At 40.3% G+C, this 16,008-nt stretch carries 10 protein-coding genes and 5 pseudogenes; 2 read left to right on the top strand and 13 right to left on the bottom strand.

What is annotated here, in order from left to right:
* The 6 genes and pseudogenes from A4H00_RS07655 to A4H00_RS07625 all read right to left on the bottom strand — a co-directional run bounded on the left by A4H00_RS07655 (position 1) and on the right by A4H00_RS07625 (position 7,060).
* Complete coding sequence (locus A4H00_RS07655; protein ID WP_067088920.1) at positions 1–810, bottom strand: ABC transporter permease subunit; 810 nt, start codon at positions 808–810, stop codon at positions 1–3.
* A pseudogene (locus A4H00_RS07650) lies at positions 803–1,537 on the bottom strand (ABC transporter ATP-binding protein); the annotation flags it as partial. The gene A4H00_RS07655 and the pseudogene A4H00_RS07650, both read right to left, overlap by 8 nt.
* 43 nt (positions 1,538–1,580) lie before the next feature.
* Positions 1,581–2,685: pseudogene (locus A4H00_RS07645) on the bottom strand (IS3 family transposase).
* A gap of 73 nt (positions 2,686–2,758) precedes the next feature.
* Positions 2,759–3,574: pseudogene (locus A4H00_RS07635) on the bottom strand (IS30 family transposase); the annotation flags it as partial.
* A gap of 296 nt (positions 3,575–3,870) precedes the next feature.
* Positions 3,871–4,114 (bottom strand): annotated as a pseudogene (locus A4H00_RS12200) (group II intron reverse transcriptase/maturase); the annotation flags it as partial.
* Positions 4,115–4,594: 480 nt separating this feature from the next.
* Positions 4,595–7,060 carry a bifunctional DnaQ family exonuclease/ATP-dependent helicase gene (locus A4H00_RS07625; protein WP_067088913.1) on the bottom strand — a complete coding sequence of 822 codons (2,466 nt, stop codon included), beginning with the start codon at positions 7,058–7,060 and terminating at the stop codon, positions 4,595–4,597.
* A gap of 139 nt (positions 7,061–7,199) precedes the next feature.
* Here A4H00_RS07625 and A4H00_RS07620 point away from each other — a divergent pair, with 139 nt between their 5' ends.
* A complete protein-coding gene (locus tag A4H00_RS07620; protein ID WP_067088910.1) occupies positions 7,200–7,841 on the top strand; it encodes an MBL fold metallo-hydrolase in 642 nt (213 codons plus the stop codon).
* Positions 7,842–8,046: 205 nt separating this feature from the next.
* Positions 8,047–9,602: pseudogene (locus A4H00_RS12445) on the top strand (IS1182 family transposase).
* Positions 9,603–9,636: 34 nt separating this feature from the next.
* On the opposite strand, the gene ftsX reads toward A4H00_RS12445, so the two are convergent.
* The 7 genes from ftsX to A4H00_RS07575 all read right to left on the bottom strand — a co-directional run bounded on the left by ftsX (position 9,637) and on the right by A4H00_RS07575 (position 16,007).
* Positions 9,637–10,566 carry a permease-like cell division protein FtsX gene (gene ftsX, locus A4H00_RS07605; protein ID WP_067091556.1) on the bottom strand — a complete coding sequence of 310 codons (930 nt, stop codon included), beginning with the start codon at positions 10,564–10,566 and terminating at the stop codon, positions 9,637–9,639.
* A complete protein-coding gene (gene ftsE, locus A4H00_RS07600) occupies positions 10,559–11,251 on the bottom strand; it encodes a cell division ATP-binding protein FtsE (RefSeq protein WP_067088906.1) in 693 nt (230 codons plus the stop codon). The genes ftsX and ftsE overlap by 8 nt, the downstream gene beginning before the upstream one ends.
* 36 nt (positions 11,252–11,287) lie before the next feature.
* Positions 11,288–12,383 (bottom strand): peptide chain release factor 2 gene (gene prfB, locus A4H00_RS07595; protein WP_099092161.1). Its coding sequence is split into 2 segments (ribosomal slippage): positions 11,288–12,310 and positions 12,312–12,383, totalling 1,095 coding nucleotides; the frame shifts between segments, so codons are not numbered across the junction.
* Between the two features lie 33 nt (positions 12,384–12,416).
* Positions 12,417–13,544, bottom strand: coding sequence for a tRNA epoxyqueuosine(34) reductase QueG (queG, locus tag A4H00_RS07590; protein ID WP_067088898.1), 1,128 nt, complete (start codon positions 13,542–13,544; stop codon positions 12,417–12,419).
* Between the two features lie 38 nt (positions 13,545–13,582).
* Positions 13,583–14,080: a VanZ family protein gene (locus tag A4H00_RS07585; RefSeq protein ID WP_067088895.1), complete on the bottom strand. Its 498-nt coding sequence runs from the start codon at positions 14,078–14,080 to the stop codon at positions 13,583–13,585.
* Positions 14,081–14,429: 349 nt separating this feature from the next.
* Positions 14,430–15,476, bottom strand: a complete 1,047-nt coding sequence (gene rfbB, locus A4H00_RS07580) for a dTDP-glucose 4,6-dehydratase (protein WP_067088890.1) — start codon at positions 15,474–15,476, stop codon at positions 14,430–14,432.
* A 42-nt stretch (positions 15,477–15,518) separates the two neighbouring features.
* A complete protein-coding gene (locus A4H00_RS07575) occupies positions 15,519–16,007 on the bottom strand; it encodes a phosphoribosylanthranilate isomerase (protein WP_067088887.1) in 489 nt (162 codons plus the stop codon).
* Position 16,008 lies beyond the last annotated feature (1 nt).

The raw sequence follows: 16,008 nt of genomic DNA, 5'->3' as shown, positions 1-16,008 counted from the left end.
TCAATTGTTTAGAATAAATTTCTCAAAATTGAATAGTTTCATAACAACAAAAAAAACAACAAGAACTAATAATATTAAAGCTATGATGAAAACTATTGTTTCAAAGATTCCTAAAATTAATACCCCTGTGGATTGAGAAATCAACATACCAAAGATCGGTGCTACAATTATCATAGATACTCCCTGAGCTGACTTACTGTTCTTCAAATATTGTGAACTTCCAATCACTAACAATATTGATAATAAAACAAGAAGTGGAGAGATCAAAATTGTAACTAATAACCATGTTACATTAGGTAATATGATATGCCCAAAATATCCCCAACCTACAGTATTAACAACCAATGTATAAACTACAACAGAAACAGTGGATAGCGTAACTGCAGGTACCGCACAACCTAATGCTTTTCCTAAAACAAGTATTCTAGGAGACAGTGGCGTGTATAACAACCCCTCCAAAGTTTTGTGCTCTTTCTCTCCAATAAAGCTACTACTAGCTAATACTGTCGAAATCATAATGGGGAGAAGCATGAATAACGGTAAAAAAAAGTAAGTAAAGACAGCATAAAGAGGTAAGTTTTCCGTTGTAAGATAATTTGGATAATCTATAATCTTGAATTGTTCAATGAAGCTATTTAAACCAGCTATGCTAGTCGATACTTCCTGACTAGTACCCAATACTAATAATAACACTGGTAATACAATGCTAAAGACAATTGGCAGGGTAAGCAGGGAAATCAGTAATCCCCTATCCCTAACTAATTCTTTATACTCCTTTGTTATCATGACCTTCAATCGATGTCTATCCATGACTGTGTCCTCCAATAATTCTAAAGTATATTTCTTTCACTGTCTCAGTCACTTTGTAAACATCATAAATATCATTTCCTTTTAGAACTAATGTTTTGACAATGTAAGCTATCTTATCATTGTTATCAACTGAGATAGTAAATTCATCATTAAGATTCCCAAATAGTTCACCATACGAAGTCAACTCTTTAATATCTTTAGGATTAAATTTACCTTTAAAATGGACTTTATTTTCTTGACGACGTAGCTTATCAACCTCATCACTGATAAGTAAAGTTCCTTCAAATATAATACCTATACTATCGACAACACCATCCATACCATATAAATAATGGGTGGACATGATAATTGTAACACCATCTTTCTTTAATTTCTTAATGAACTGATAAAACTCATCAATTGCAGCAGGATCTAGTCCAGTTGTCGGTTCATCTAAAATCAAAACATCTGGACTATGAAACATAGCTCTAGCTAGCATCACTTTCTGCCTATTCCCTTTACTGAGATTGCCTACAGTCATGTCAATATACTCTTCTAAATGGAACATCTTCTTTAAATCGTCTATTCGTTTTTTTATAGTTCCTTGACCTAGACCATATATTTCACCCCATAAAGCTAAATTCTCTTCAACAGATAGATTTTCATATAGATTACCATCATTTTGAACTCCAATACGTAATAGTAAATCAGTTCTTGATTGATCTGTTAGCTTCTCTCCAAAAAGTCTGAAAAGGCAACAGTTTTCTGTACAGTCTTATAAAGTGTTTTTCTTAAGCGATACCTCGCTTAGCTATGGGAGTTTGGTAATTGAGACTACCGTGAATACGATGATGGTTCCACCAGTGGACATAGTCTCTTGTCTTGATGGCCAGTTCTTCCAGTGTTGAAAATTGTTCTTGATAAACAAACTCAATCTTGAAAGCACGGTAGGTGCTTTCAGCCACGGCATTGTCATAAGGGCAACCAGCTTGACTAAGAGAACGGGTGATACCAAAGGCCACTAGCATCTCATCAATCAGCTGATTATCGAACTCCTTGCCACGGTCAGAATGAAAAAGATTGACCTTGGTTAAAGCATAAGGGATACTCTGAATTGCTTGCTTTACCAGATCTGCGGTCTTCTGCCAACCGACTGACAGGCCAATGATTTCTCGATTAAAGAGGTCGATGATGAGGCAAACGTAAGCCCAACGCTGGTCTATACGAACATAGGTCAAGTCCGTGACAAGGGCTTCTAAAGGCTTGTGTTGGTCGAATTGTCGATCTAAGAGATTAGGAATGGGAGCTTCGTTCTTCCTTTAGAACGAGGCTTGAAGACAGCTTTCTGGTAAACAGAGACCAAATTTAGGCGCTTCATGATGCGCCGAATCCGTCGGAGAGACAAGCAGATGCCTTCAGCTTCCAGGCATTTCTTGATTTTCCTAGCCCCGTATCTGGACTTGCTTTCAGAGAAAATGTTTCTAACCTTTCCTTCAATCTCTGCTTCAGATACAGGTTCAACGGCTTTGTAATAATAGCTAGAACGCGGGATATTTAAGCAACGGCACATGTCTACAATTTTGTATTTATCTTTATTAGCGGTGATTACTTCCCTTTTTGCGCCATAATCACCGCTGCTTGCTTTAAGATGTCAACCTGCATTTCAAGCTCTTTGTTTCGTTTTCTGAGGGCAATCAGCTCGCGCTGTTCAGCAGTAAGGTTATCAACGGTCTTAAACGATCCAGTTGTTTTGGATTGTTTCACCCACTTATCGAAGGTTGAAGGGGTTAGCTCATATTCTCTGATGAGCTCACTACGCTTTTTCCCTGCTTGGTAAAGGTCAACGATTTGTTTTTTGAAATCATCGGTGAAGTGACGACGTGGTTTTCTAGACATAAGGGATTCCTCTTTTCTTTAGTTCAGTGTAGAACACTTTATAATTTTTGTCTAGTTTAGTGTAACCTATTCACTCATTTGTTCCACGTTGCCATGGCGCATGAGGGTCAGGGAAATAGACTTCTACTTGTAGTTTATCTGTCAGTTCTTGATGTTTTGAGAATTCCTTTCCTCGATCGGGAGTCACCGTCTCTTTTAGTAAGGGTTCCAGTATCTTTACCATGGCTTCTATGACTAGCTTACTCTTCTTCACTGCAACCTTCTTGATTTTAAGAAAACGAGAATAGCGATCCGTTAGGGTCACTAAGCAGGCTTTTCCTGTTTGTCCAGCAACTGTATCTGCCTCCCAATCTCCTACCCTAGAGCGTATCTGTGCTTCTTGTGGTCTTTCATGGATTGTATGTGAGATAGCAATCTTTCCGCGTTTTTCAACATAGTCTTTGGTGTGACGACTTTTACCTCGATGACGAAGTTTCCGAATAGCACCGCGAGCGCCATGGGACAGAGCGATATCATCAAAATGCCCTCGATAAATGGCTCTATAGATGGTTTGATAACTAATGACTGATTTTCCACATTCTAACCGTAAATGTCCTGCTATTTCTTCAGGTGACCATTGATGATCAAGAAAGAGATGTTTAATCTTGTGGCTCAATTCTAAGTCTGTTTCCAGTTTTCTTTTTCGTCCACAGTGTGATTTGGAGATGTGGTAAGATGCTTGTGCCGCACTAGGGGAATAACTTTCATTTTTGGAATGACGACGCAATTCTCGGCTGATACTAGATGGATGGCGATTCAGTAAAGTTCCTATTTCAGACAAATTTAATCCCTGTGCACGATAAATTAGGATACTTTCTCGCTCTTCTATGGTAAAATGATGGTAGCTCATAAGATTTCCTTCTGTAAGATGTTCGTTTAACTCTATTTTACTAGAAAATCTTATGTTTTTTTATTGTGCACTTATATTGTAAATTCAAGACAGTAATCGTGAAGGTCTAAGCTCTAGCCTTTCACACCACCTCACCGTGCATACTAGTCTAGCACACGGCAGTTTAACTAACTTTTAACGCATGTCGTTCTATATAATAATCCAAGCAGGAAGAGGCTGGGCAAAAGTCTTAAAAAGAGTAAATAGCTTAGATTAACGTTGTCAAGAAACGTTGATTCTAAGCCATTTTATTTTGTTCAGTTTTTAAGAGAAAGGTCAAAAATTGAGTTTTTGCCCAGCTTCTTTGATATAGCGCTTCTCAGCACTGGCTTTTGTGCCACAAATTGATAATGGTCACCCCAAATCAGATACTTTATCCGCTATCCACCTCGGTATTCCTAGTTTGAACAGTCCCAAAAGTCTCTTATATTTCTTCTTCCATTGTTTCCAGATAATAACTCTAGTCTGTGTTCTCAGACTCTCATCAATCTTTTCCATAATTTCATGTAAGTCAGTGATTCGCTGGCTTGACGTATATCGGTTTTCCCGTAGACCAAGTAAACTTGTCCTAAATCACTTAGTTGGATGGTCATAAGTAAATACTTTTGCTAATATAGCTTCTAGCGTTTCTTGATGAAGAGATTGGAACAAGCTTAATTCAAGTCTTCCAATACGCATGTTCAGCACCATCTCTTTTTTATTTTTCTTATCAAAACGACAAGGCAGGAGATTTTCAAAGGAATGATAGATTGTATCATCAACATAGCCTTCAGTTCTATTTTTTACTAACAGTATACTAAAGAAATGACAATCTCGGTAGACACCTCATTATGGAGCGATTATATAGCTTTTAGTAATTGCTAAGGTTATCCCTAACAAAAAAGAAAGAAATTTTCTTCCTTTCTTTTATACGTTCACTTGTCCAACAGCCAGCTCACTACTTGGCGTGAATGTAGCTAACCGCTAGTTCGTTCCTCTAGCTTAATTTCCCTCAAAAAAGCGTTTTATTCGTTCTGTTGCAGTATTCCGAGAAAGCTGCTCTGTTTGATATCCTGTCTCTAAGAAATGCTGGATTTGCTGTCCATATTGCTTCTCTATCAGACGATTGTCCAGTAAGAGGACACAAGATTTCTGCTGAGCTGACCGATTGCTCCGCCCAATGGCCTGTTTAAGTTTTAACATCATTATAGGGAGATGATAGTCATAAAAAGGATTCTTGCCTTCTGCTTTCAGACGACGATTCACTTTTTTTACAAAACGGTCTTGGGGATTTTCAAAGGGTAAGCGAGGAATGACTTGGATAAGCTCAGGTTGACTGGCAAAATCAGCTCCTTCCCAAAAGGCTCCTGTTCCTAATAAGACTGCTACTTCCCCTTTTTCAAAACGACGTTTGATACTCATCTCCTGACCATGTTTGTGCTGAGCTAAATGGGAAATCCCCATTTCTTCTAGCTGATTGGATACTTCAAGCAGCAACTGAATAGACGTTAGTAAGACCAAAATGGGACGTCTTAGTTGGATAAGGCCGTTTATCTGTTGGCAAATGAAGCGCGCATGTTCTACTTTATTCATCGAGACTAAGTCAGGTAAATGACGAGGATATATAATCAACTGATTACTTTTTTCCGTAGATGGAAGGCAATCATGAGTGACTTCGTGAAAGCCAAGTAAGTCTGCCACATTGACCCTCTTGCTTATCTCGAGCGTTGCGCTAATGCAAAAAATCTTCGTATATGGTAAAAAACGTGCCACATCTAACATATCTACTTGACCGGCACGCAAGAACAGTGAGCGCTGCTCCTGCAAACGTCGTTCTTCTAGCCAATATTCTCTATCTTGTTCAAGAAGTGCTACCCAGTCCCAAAAATCTATATCATCTAATTCTGCTAAATTTTGCTTTAATAAAGCAAGATCCCCTGCTGTCAATTCACGCTTACCCTGGGTTTGAAACTGCTCTATCAGATGCTGTAATTCAAAATAACAGGCTTCCAATAAACGTGTTTCCAACACTTCCTTTGAACGGTCCAACTTACTTTGCAATAAGGCTTGACAATCCGAAATGGACAATTCCTGACTAGCATATTCTTCTGCTGCCAACATAAACTTTTGAGCTTCGTCAATAACAAGAACCCGCTCTTTCATCCAATTTGTATGCCGCAAATGCTCTAAAAAGTAGGCATGATTTGTCAAGACCAGCTGACTAGTTTGAGCAGTTTTTTGCGCCCTATTCCAAAAATCCCATTCACCAAACAAGGACTGACTAGTGCAATGACCATCATGCTGCAATTCATCAAAATAGCTTTGGTAGCGCTGCTTCTGCTTGAGCTCATCCATATCTCCTGTCTCAGTCTCACAAAGCCAGACCAACAGGTGCATCTTATAACGATTGAGCAAGCGATTATCATCTGATCGCTCCAAGGTCCGCCAAAAGGTATCTAACTTGATATAATGTCGCGAGGATTTGATGGATGCAATCGAGATATGAAATACTTCAGATAGCTTTCGCCCCTCATTTTCCAGAATCTGTTGCTGCAAGACCTTAGTTGGGACAATTACTAATAAAGGCTTGTCTCCCTGCGCTATAAGCGGCAATAAATACCCATACGTTTTTCCAATGCCTGCCTGCGCTTGAATGAAATGGACTCGTTCTTGCTCTTCCAATAAGCGTTTTTCTACGATTTCCGCAAAGGCCAGCTGTTGTGGACGTTCATCGAGCTCTAAAAGCGCCAGATTCCTTGCAACATTCTTTGATAAGTAGCGGGTTGGTTGCTGATCTGCTATTTTTTTGAGACAGAGGCCATTCACATTGATAATATCATCTGGTAGATAATTTGAAAGAGTAGGATAAATCTCATCAATCACTAGTCGCGATTCATATAGAAGCTGATCTGCAAAGGTTAAAATCTGCCCAACCGTCTGCTTAGGTAGTTGCTGAATCTTCTCTTGTATTTTTAACAACAATTTTGCCGTTGCTGTCGCATCTGAAATGGCCGTATGAGCCTGTTCCAACTCCAAATCCAAGTCCTGAGCTAGATTTACCAAGCTATACTTGTCTAAGGTCGGGAAAAATAATTGGGCTAATTCCACCGTATCAACCCGAGGTGTCCGCAATTCATATCCCTCAAAAAAGAGCGCTTCTGCCAGTAAATTGGCATCGAAGGACACATTATGGGCTACAAAAATTGTTCCCTCTAGTAAATCATAAATCTCTTTTGCCACCTGACTAAAATCAGGTGCTACTGCTAATTGCTGGTCGGTGATGCCCGTTAATTCTCGGATATGAACATCTAGCTTTTCATATGGATTGATGTCTGTCGCGTAGGTATCAACAATCTGCCCTGCTTCAACAATAACAATCCCAATCTGAATGATTTTAGCATAACTACTGCTGCTCGTTGCTTCCAAGTCTACAACCGCATACCGATTTGCTTGTTTTTTCTCTGTCATAACAGTAAAATTATACCATATTTTGACCAAAAAATGGATTTCGACTTCACTATTCTTACGGTAGATCGATTTTCCAAAACAGACAAGCTCTGCTTTTTTTGCTAGACTAGAGATAGCAAATTGCTAAAGGAGATTCGCTATGAAACTACATAAAACCGTTAATCCTGTTGCCTATGAAAATACTTACTATCTTGAAAATGACTCCCATCTTGTCGTGGTCGATCCTGGAAGCGATTGGGCTAGCATCAAGCGAACGATTGAAGAAATTGGCAAACCAATTTCCGCTATTCTCTTGACCCATACCCATTATGACCATATTATGAGCCTAGACTTGGTACGTGACCATTTTGGTGCACCTCCTGTCTATGTCGCAGCAAGTGAGGCCAGTTGGCTCTATACTCCTGAGTTGAATTTGTCCGGTCTAGCTCGCCACGATGATATGGACAATGTCGTCTGTCGCTCTGCTGAGAAAACCTTCCAATATGACTACGATTATCTGTTGGACGGATTTCATTTTTCAGTTGTCGAGACACCAGGACATTCTATCGGCGGTGTATCTTTTATCTTTCCAGATCAAGAACTCGTCATCACAGGCGATGCCCTTTTTAGAGAATCAGTCGGTCGCACTGATCTACCAACTAGCAACTTTGACGATCTGCTAATTGGTATTAAAACCAACCTCTTCACCCTACCAGGGCATTACCAAGTCTATCCTGGACATGGACAGTCCACCACCATTTCCCATGAAAAGATATTCAACCCATTTTTGCGAAACAAATAGCCCTCACCAAGGAAAGAAGACCGAAAGACAACAAACACTACTTGAGATGACCTATTGAATAATGGTTGAGAATAACACAAAAACGAAAGTTAGCTGAACTTTCGTTTCAGATTGAAGACAAAGTCCTAGGAACACCTGTTTCTGAGGGCTTTTCTTTCTAAATAGGAGTATAATGAAAGTATCTCACATGAGGAGGATAAGAGCTATGCTCCATAAAGAACAACCAGAATATAACCGTAAGCAGTATGGCTTCTATACGCTTGAGCAACTCGTTCCAGAAGATCATTTTCTTCGTCAAGTAGATGCCGTGATTGACTTTGATTTCATTTATGACTTGGTCGAGGATGCTTACTCTTCCGATAATGGTCGTCCTAGCCTTGACCCTGTTATGCTGGTCAAAATCCCTCTGATTCAGTGCTTCTATGGCATTCGCTCCATGCGTCAGACCATCAAGGACATTGAGGTCAATGTTGCCTATCGTTGGTTTCTGGGCTTGAGTCTGGACGATAAGGTGCCTCATTTTACCACATACGGTAAAAACTACAGCCGTCGTTTCGCTGAAACAGAAGTGATCACGCGTATCTTCGAACATGTCCTCAATCTCTGTTTGACTGCTGGATTAGTGGATACAGATGAGATTTTCATCGACGGAACGCACATCAAGGCAGCTGCCAACAACCATAAATACAGACGACAAGAGGTCGAGGCTCAAGCTAAATGGATGAGTGAACAACTCGAAAAAGAAATCGCACAAGATCGGGTAACACATGAAAAAAAGCCCTTAAAGCCCGCCGCAAAAGGCGAGGCTAACACTAAAAAGATGTCCACGACTGACCCTGATAGTGGCTGGTTTCGTCAAGATATGAGAGCGTTAAAAAAGTCGTACAAAAATAGGGACTTGCTTCGTGTTTGAAAACACAAAAACAAGTCATCTTTTTTGCTAGACTTTTAGCTCGAATTCAATTTCATAAGGGGGAGCATAAGGAGGTTTTCGCTTATGCAGCACAGGTGGCTTGCGACAAACACGGTTGGGCATTAGCCTATACTGTTGAAGCAGGCAATGTCCATGATAGTCAAGCTTTCCCTGCTCTTTTCGCAAAGCTAGAACCGTTTCACCCCAACTATATCATCGCTGACTCTGGTTATAAAACTCCCAGTATTGCCAAATGTCTACTGGACCAGCATATCACACCTGTCTTTCCCTACACCAGACCTCGTGGCAAGAAGGGCATGTTACGACCGAATGATTTCATTTATGACGAGCATTATGACGTCTACCTCTGCCCTGAAAACCAAGTCTTGTCTTACAGCACTACCAACCGTTCTGGCTATCGAGAATACAAGAGTAACCCTAAGATTTGTGCAACTTGTCCACTCCTAAAGAGTTGTACTGAAAGTAAGACCAAGCAGAAGCTAGTCACCAGACATATCTGGAAAGGTTACATGGAGATTTGTGAAGAGATTCGCCACCAAAGAGGGATGAAAGAGCGATATCAGCACCGCAAGGAGACGATAGAGCGACTCTTTGGGACGGCTAAAGAATACCATAATCTCCGCTATACAAGAGAAATTGGTAAGCCCAAAATGCGAGATAAGGTTGGGCTGACTTTGGCGTGCCTTAATCTCAAAAAACTGGTGAAAATAAGGGCAGGAAGGCCTTTTTATGTTGCCCTAATCTACTCTTTTAGACTACTTTTTTCAAAAATAACACAGCAAACAAAAAGACAAACTAGTTTAAGGGCTAGTTTGTCTTCGGTCTGAAACGAAAGTTAGCTGAACTTTCGTTTTTGTGTTCTTAAATTTTCAAGAATCTTCTCATGGAAATAACTGATCCCAATGCACCGATGACAATCCCTAGTACAAATAGAATCGCAATCATCGCTGGGACAAAGATTTGCATATCAATCAATGATAAATTCTGTGATGCTAAACTTGCATTGACAGAATTATAGAGCATCTGATAAGCGAAATAAACTAAAGCAGACGGTACAATTGCACCAAGTAAGCCAACCCATGCCCCTTCAAACAAGAATGGACCACGAATATAGCTGTTCTTTGCTCCTACCAAACGCATAATCTGAATCTCACGACTGCGAGAGATGATGGTAATTCGAATGGTATTGGAAATCAAAAATACTGCTGTAAAGAGCAAGAGACCGGTTGCCGCAAAGCCCCATGTTTTAACAAGGCTGTTGAGCTTGAAAATCCGCTCTGTCTCAACTTCTCCATCACGAACCTCTGTCACACCATCAATTTTAGCAATTTCTTTTCCAACGGATTTCACATATTGAGGGTCTGTTGTTTCAATGATATAGGCATCATAAAGCGGATTCGCATCTCCTTTAAAAAGGTTCCATGTAGAGCCCAAAGTCTCTGTTAAGTGATTTAACTGTTCTTCTTTACTAGAATAATCAATACTTTTCACATTGTCTAAAGACAGGATTTGTTTATAAACTGATTGGTAATCAGGATTTTCAACCGTCTGTCCTTGGTCATTGACAATCGTTTTCTGATTATCTGTTGAATTTGCCCGTAAGTACACATTGACACGGACATTATTGGTTAAGTCAGAGGTTAATTTCGTTGCATTCAAGATGACGGAAGCAAAGAGACCAACTAGTGTAAGAGTGATGGTCACTGATGAAATGGCAGCAATCGTCATCCAACCATTTCGCTTAAGGCTTTTTAAGGACTCAATAAAATGTCTAAAAAATCGTCTAATCATCGTATCCATACTCTCCTTCTACTTCATCACGTACCACTCGACCGTCTTCGATTGCGATAACGCGATGGCGAAGTGTATTTACGATTTGGCTATTATGCGTTGCCATCAAAATCGTCGTTCCTTGGAGGTTGATCCGCTCCAAAAGATTCATAATTTCCCAAGAATTCTCAGGGTCCAAGTTTCCCGTTGGCTCATCGGCAATTAAAACTTTGGGATTATTCACAATCGCACGAGCAATTGCAATCCGCTGTTGCTCCCCACCGGATAATTCATTTGGAAACGAGCGAATCTTATGCTTCAAACCAACTAAATCTAGGACTTCCATAACCCGCTTTTTAATATTACGTGGTTTCTCACCAATAACTTCCATGGCATAGGCGATATTTTCAAATACCGTCTTCTTTGGAAGCAGTTTATAATCCTGGAAGACAACTCCAACACTACGGCGTAGCATTGGGACATCTTTTTTCTTGATTTTAGCAAGATTGAATTTTCCAACCTTAAGCGAACCTTTATCCAACTTTTCTTCACGATACAAGAGCTTGATAAAAGTTGATTTCCCGGCACCAGAAGGTCCTACAATATAGGCAAACTCTCCTGATTCAACATTGACAGACACTCCTCGAAGTGCAGTCGTCCCGTTTCCATATTTCTTGGAAACGTCTTTCATTTCGATAATTCTCATAAGGTACTCTGTCTAAGACAGTCCTTTCTTTTTATTTTAGCTAATACGCCATTTGAGATAGGCATCGATAAATCCTTCAATATCTCCGTCCATGACCTTATCTACCTGAGCAACTTCATAGCCTGTGCGGTGATCTTTGACCATGGTATAGGGAGTAAAAACATAGGAACGAATCTGACTGCCCCAGGTAATTTCCTTTTTATCCCCTTTTAAGGAATCCACTTCAGCTGCTTTCTTTTCTTGCTCCAATTGATAGAGCTTGGCTTGCAGCAATTTCAAGGCACGATCTCTGTTTCCATATTGGGTACGATCAACAGTCGATTGAGTCACAATGCCTGTCGGGATATGGGTCAGACGAACCCCTGTTGATACCTTATTGACGTTCTGTCCACCAGCACCGCCACTACGGAAGGTATCCATTTTTATCTCATCGTCACGAATCTCAATTTCAATCGTGTCATCCAATTCTGGCATGACTTCCACTGATGTAAAGGAGGTGTGACGGCGTTTCGCCGAATCAAATGGTGAGATACGCACTAAGCGGTGGACCCCCATTTCAGACTTGAGCAAACCGTAGGCATTAGGCCCTGTAAAACTGAGCGTAACAGATTTAATCCCTGCTTCATCTCCTGCTTGATAGTCTAAGGTTTCCACCTTGAAACCTTTGGCATTCCCAAAGCGTGTATACATTCGTAACAGCATTTCTCCCCAGTCCTGTGCCTCTGTACCACCTGATCCAGGATGGATTTCTAAAATAGCATTATTGCTATCATAAGGATCAGATAAAAGAAGAGTTAACTCATAGCTCGTCATCAATTTGTCTAATTCCAACAGCTTTTCTTCTAGTTCTTCTTGAACAGAATCATCTTCTGCTAAAAATTCCATGAGAATCCCCGCTTCATCAAGTAATTCCATCATCTGATGAAAATTCTGATACGTAGCTTTTAATTCATTGAGCTCTTGAGATGTTTTCTGAGCTGCCAAATTATCATTCCAAAAGTCAGGTTCGGTCATCTTGTTTTCCAAGATGGCAATTTCTTCTTCCAAACCTTCTAAGTCAAAGAGACCCCCTGAATGAGTTTAATTTGGCTTCTAGCTCGTCTATTTTTTGTCGAATTTCTGCTATATCCATAAATACCTCATTTTCTATATTCTTTTTATTATATCATACTTGTGGCTTTTTAGCGAGTGTTAGAAAGACTTCGCGCTCTGCTAGGACATCTGGATGGTCACTGGTAATGTCTTCGATAAAGGAAATCAACTCCTCATTGGGTTGTTTGACCAGCTGACTAAGCGCCCAAATTGCCGTTGCCATGTGAATCGGATTTTGCTTTTTATCAATAATTTCTAAAAGTTTTGGGACGCTCGATTTGTCATTTGCATTGGCAAGTGCGATAATGGCATTTCGCTGAAGAATATTTTTTCCACGCCAGCTACCAGCAATCATGCCAAATTTTTCCTTAAACTGGCCATTTGACAACTCCAAAAAGGGAATGAGTTCTGGCTCAGCCAAATCAGGGTCAATGTCCACAACTGGTGGACTGTCAATTCCCTTATTATAGGGGCAGCAAATCTGACAAATATCACAGCCATAGATGACCGTCTTGATTTTCTTTCGAAATTCAAGATCCATCATGCCCTTATCTTGGGTCTGAAAGGACAGACAACGTTTGGCATTCATGGTTCCATCCCCAATCAAACAAGATGTGGGGCAGGCTGTCACACAACGATTGCAGTCCCCACAGTCATAGTCAACTGGTTGATCAGGCTCTATTTCTAAATTGGTAATAAGTTCGCCCAAAAACATGTAGGAACCAAATTCCTTTGAAATGACCAGGCCATTTTTACCAATAAAGCCTATACCTGCCCGTCTTGCGACCGCTGTATCAACAAGTGCACCGGTATCTACCATGCCCTTATATTCAAAATTAGCCGTCAATTCTTCAATGCCACGCGCCAAGCGTTCCAACTTGTCCTGTAAAATATAGTGGTAATCTAGGCCCCAAGAATTGGGCGTAATTTTCCCTCGTTTATACTGGGTTTTCTGCGGTTTTTGTGGTAGCCTTCTTGGGTAAGCAACGGCAATCGAGATAATGGTCCTAGCAGAGGCTAGGCTCAATTTGGGCTGGATGCGTTCTTCAATGTTTTTATGCTCAAAGCCTGATGTACGCCCTTCTTCGACTGCAGCCCGCAAGGATTTCTCCAAATAGGCAAAATCGTCAGCTGTTGTAAAGCCAATCTTCGAAATACCAATTTCCTTCGATAAGGCGATGATTTGTTCTTTTAGATTCATTTCTTTTATTGTAACAAAAATAGTAAACTTTGCAATATCTAAATCAAAAAGAGCAGACTAGCTACTAAAATCGTCAGTAGCAAAGCCAGTTGATTGACTCGCTCATAGGTTTTTTCACGCCAAATGCTGGTCAAAACATACATGATGTTGATACCAATTGCACCACCAAAGCCATTAGCAAGAATGTCTGTCACATCTGCTACACCTATTCTAAACGTGTATTGAAGTACTTCATAGGCTAGACTAACCGCTATCATAAGGCTAAGATTTTTGCCCCAAGTAGCTGTTCGATTTAACATTTCCAGGTAGATTCCAAAGGGAACAAAACATAGGACATTTAAGCCGATTTCTTGAAAATCCAGCATCCCATTATACATAGCTGTCCCTGCAAAAGGAATCAAATTGATACTAGACTCTCGTGAGCCGATATAAGCCAGCTGGAGAGTGGAAAAAATGTCTAATTTAAACAAAATAATCCATGTCAAAAACATGAGATAGATTCCAAATAAAAGAATCGTTACGTTGCGAGACTGCATTCTGATTCCTCCCCTTTATAAGCATTGTATCATTATATCAAAAAATCATAGAGAAAACGTTACACAATGATGACAAATCAGGCTACGTATTACAGTTTCTTTACAGCTTCTATTCCTATTTTAGAGCAGTAGAAAAGGAGCGAGACTCAATTACGATTTCAAAGAAATCGATTGGCCTCACTCCTTTCTTTCTAGGTTCGGGCTAAACGAATCCACTGGATTCGTTTACGTCCGAACCATCTAGGTAAGTTGCAATAATGCTAACTTTGATTTTCATTGAGTATGAATAGATTTTTCGAATCATACTTATAAAAGGTACCCTACTACCTATATAGGATACCTCTCCTCCTTATTTAATCACCTTCTGTGTTTTCGCATAGTTAGCTTCAACAGCTTCTTTTTCAGCCTGCCACCAATCTGCATGGTCTGTATACCATTTGATCGTTTCTTCCAGACCTGCTTCAAAGTTGGTAAATTCTGGTTTCCAACCAAGCTCATCGCGGAGTTTGCTTGCATCGATCGCATAACGTAGGTCGTGACCAGCGCGGTCTGTCACGTGGTCGTAGGCATCAGCAGGTTGACCCATTTTCTCTAAGATCAACTCCAAGACTTCCTTGTTGTTCTTCTCACCGTCAGCACCAATTAGATAGGTTTCGCCAATTTCACCCTTGGTCAAAATCGTCCACACACCAGAGGAATGGTCATTAGTATGAATCCAGTCACGGACATTTTTTCCTTCACCATATAATTTTGGCTTGATACCGCTCAAAATATTGGTAATTTGGCGTGGAATGAATTTTTCAATGTGTTGGTAAGGTCCGTAGTTGTTTGAACAGTTAGAAATCGTTGCTTTGACACCAAATGAACGTACCCAAGCCTTCACAATCAAGTCAGAAGCTGCCTTGGTTGATGAATACGGTGAACTTGGATTGTATTTGGTTTCAGCCGTGAATTTCTCACCTGGGCCCTCACCATGACCTGGTAAATCTTCGCGAAGCGGAAGGTCCCCATAAACCTCATCTGTTGACACATGGTGGAAGCGAATATCGTATTTACGTGCTGCTTCTAACAGAGTATAAGTTCCGATAAAGTTCGTATGAATGAAGGGACTTGGGTCATTCAGTGAATTGTCATTGTGGCTTTCTGCGGCATAGTGAACAATCGCATCTGCTTTTGCTGCTAACTGATCAACCAACTCACTGTCAGCAATATCGCCAACCACAAGCTCAACACGCTCACCTAGAATCTCAACTAGATTGGCACGGTTTCCAGCATAGGTTAACTTATCCAAGACTGTCACATGGACATCTGGATGATTATTATAGACATAATGTACAAAGTTTGAGCCGATAAAACCAGCTCCACCTGTGACGATAATATTTTTAAATTCAGACATGATTTCTCCGATAACTGTTCTATTGTTTTGACTGAGCTAGGCTTATTTTTTTAATACTTCTTTTAAATATGCAATTTTAGCAAAGTCTTTTTGATTATTCTTATCATTACGATAACTGTCTTTGGAAGATGCTTGATAGATGTTTAGATATTGCTCTAGAGTGGGCAAATAATAGCGGACATCGCCATCTCTTATCTCCTCTAATTCTTCTAGTGGAATACCTGCAAAAGCTGGGAGCGAATGAAGACCACCGAATTCTACTGAACAATCTTCCTTTTGAAATTCATGTTCGTGGCGATCTACCAAGGTATAACCTAGTTGTTCCATCATTGCAATCAATTCAGTTGTTCGATAAATTCGCTCTTCATCAGGAGCTTCCCAACCCCTAGGATCACTGGGGACATGAATATCCAAATCACGAGCCGCCCAACTTCTACCTGTTCGCTGCTCTAGACCAACTGATCCCATTAAAAGAGGAATAATTCCCAATTCATTTAAGGCTTGCGCAATCTCTAAAAAACGATGATACATC

The sequence above is a fragment of the Streptococcus marmotae genome (assembly GCF_001623565.1).
GTDB classification, from domain to species: Bacteria; Bacillota; Bacilli; order Lactobacillales; family Streptococcaceae; genus Streptococcus; species Streptococcus marmotae.
The sequence above is the reverse complement of the archived record's forward strand: the minus strand, read 5'-3'. Positions and strand labels throughout refer to the sequence as shown.

Coding starts and splice junctions, on each gene's coding strand:
- A4H00_RS07620 (WP_067088910.1), top strand. CDS start 7,200: ATGAAACTACATAAAACCGTTAATCCTGTTGCCTATGAAAATACTTAC.
- rfbB (WP_067088890.1), bottom strand. CDS start 15,476: ATGTCTGAATTTAAAAATATTATCGTCACAGGTGGAGCTGGTTTTATC.
- A4H00_RS07575 (WP_067088887.1), bottom strand. CDS start 16,007: ATGTATCATCGTTTTTTAGAGATTGCGCAAGCCTTAAATGAATTGGGA.
- ftsX (WP_067091556.1), bottom strand. CDS start 10,566: ATGATTAGACGATTTTTTAGACATTTTATTGAGTCCTTAAAAAGCCTT.
- A4H00_RS07625 (WP_067088913.1), bottom strand. CDS start 7,060: ATGACAGAGAAAAAACAAGCAAATCGGTATGCGGTTGTAGACTTGGAA.
- ftsE (WP_067088906.1), bottom strand. CDS start 11,251: ATGAGAATTATCGAAATGAAAGACGTTTCCAAGAAATATGGAAACGGG.
- A4H00_RS07585 (WP_067088895.1), bottom strand. CDS start 14,080: ATGCAGTCTCGCAACGTAACGATTCTTTTATTTGGAATCTATCTCATG.
- A4H00_RS07655 (WP_067088920.1), bottom strand. CDS start 810: ATGGATAGACATCGATTGAAGGTCATGATAACAAAGGAGTATAAAGAA.
- queG (WP_067088898.1), bottom strand. CDS start 13,544: ATGAATCTAAAAGAACAAATCATCGCCTTATCGAAGGAAATTGGTATT.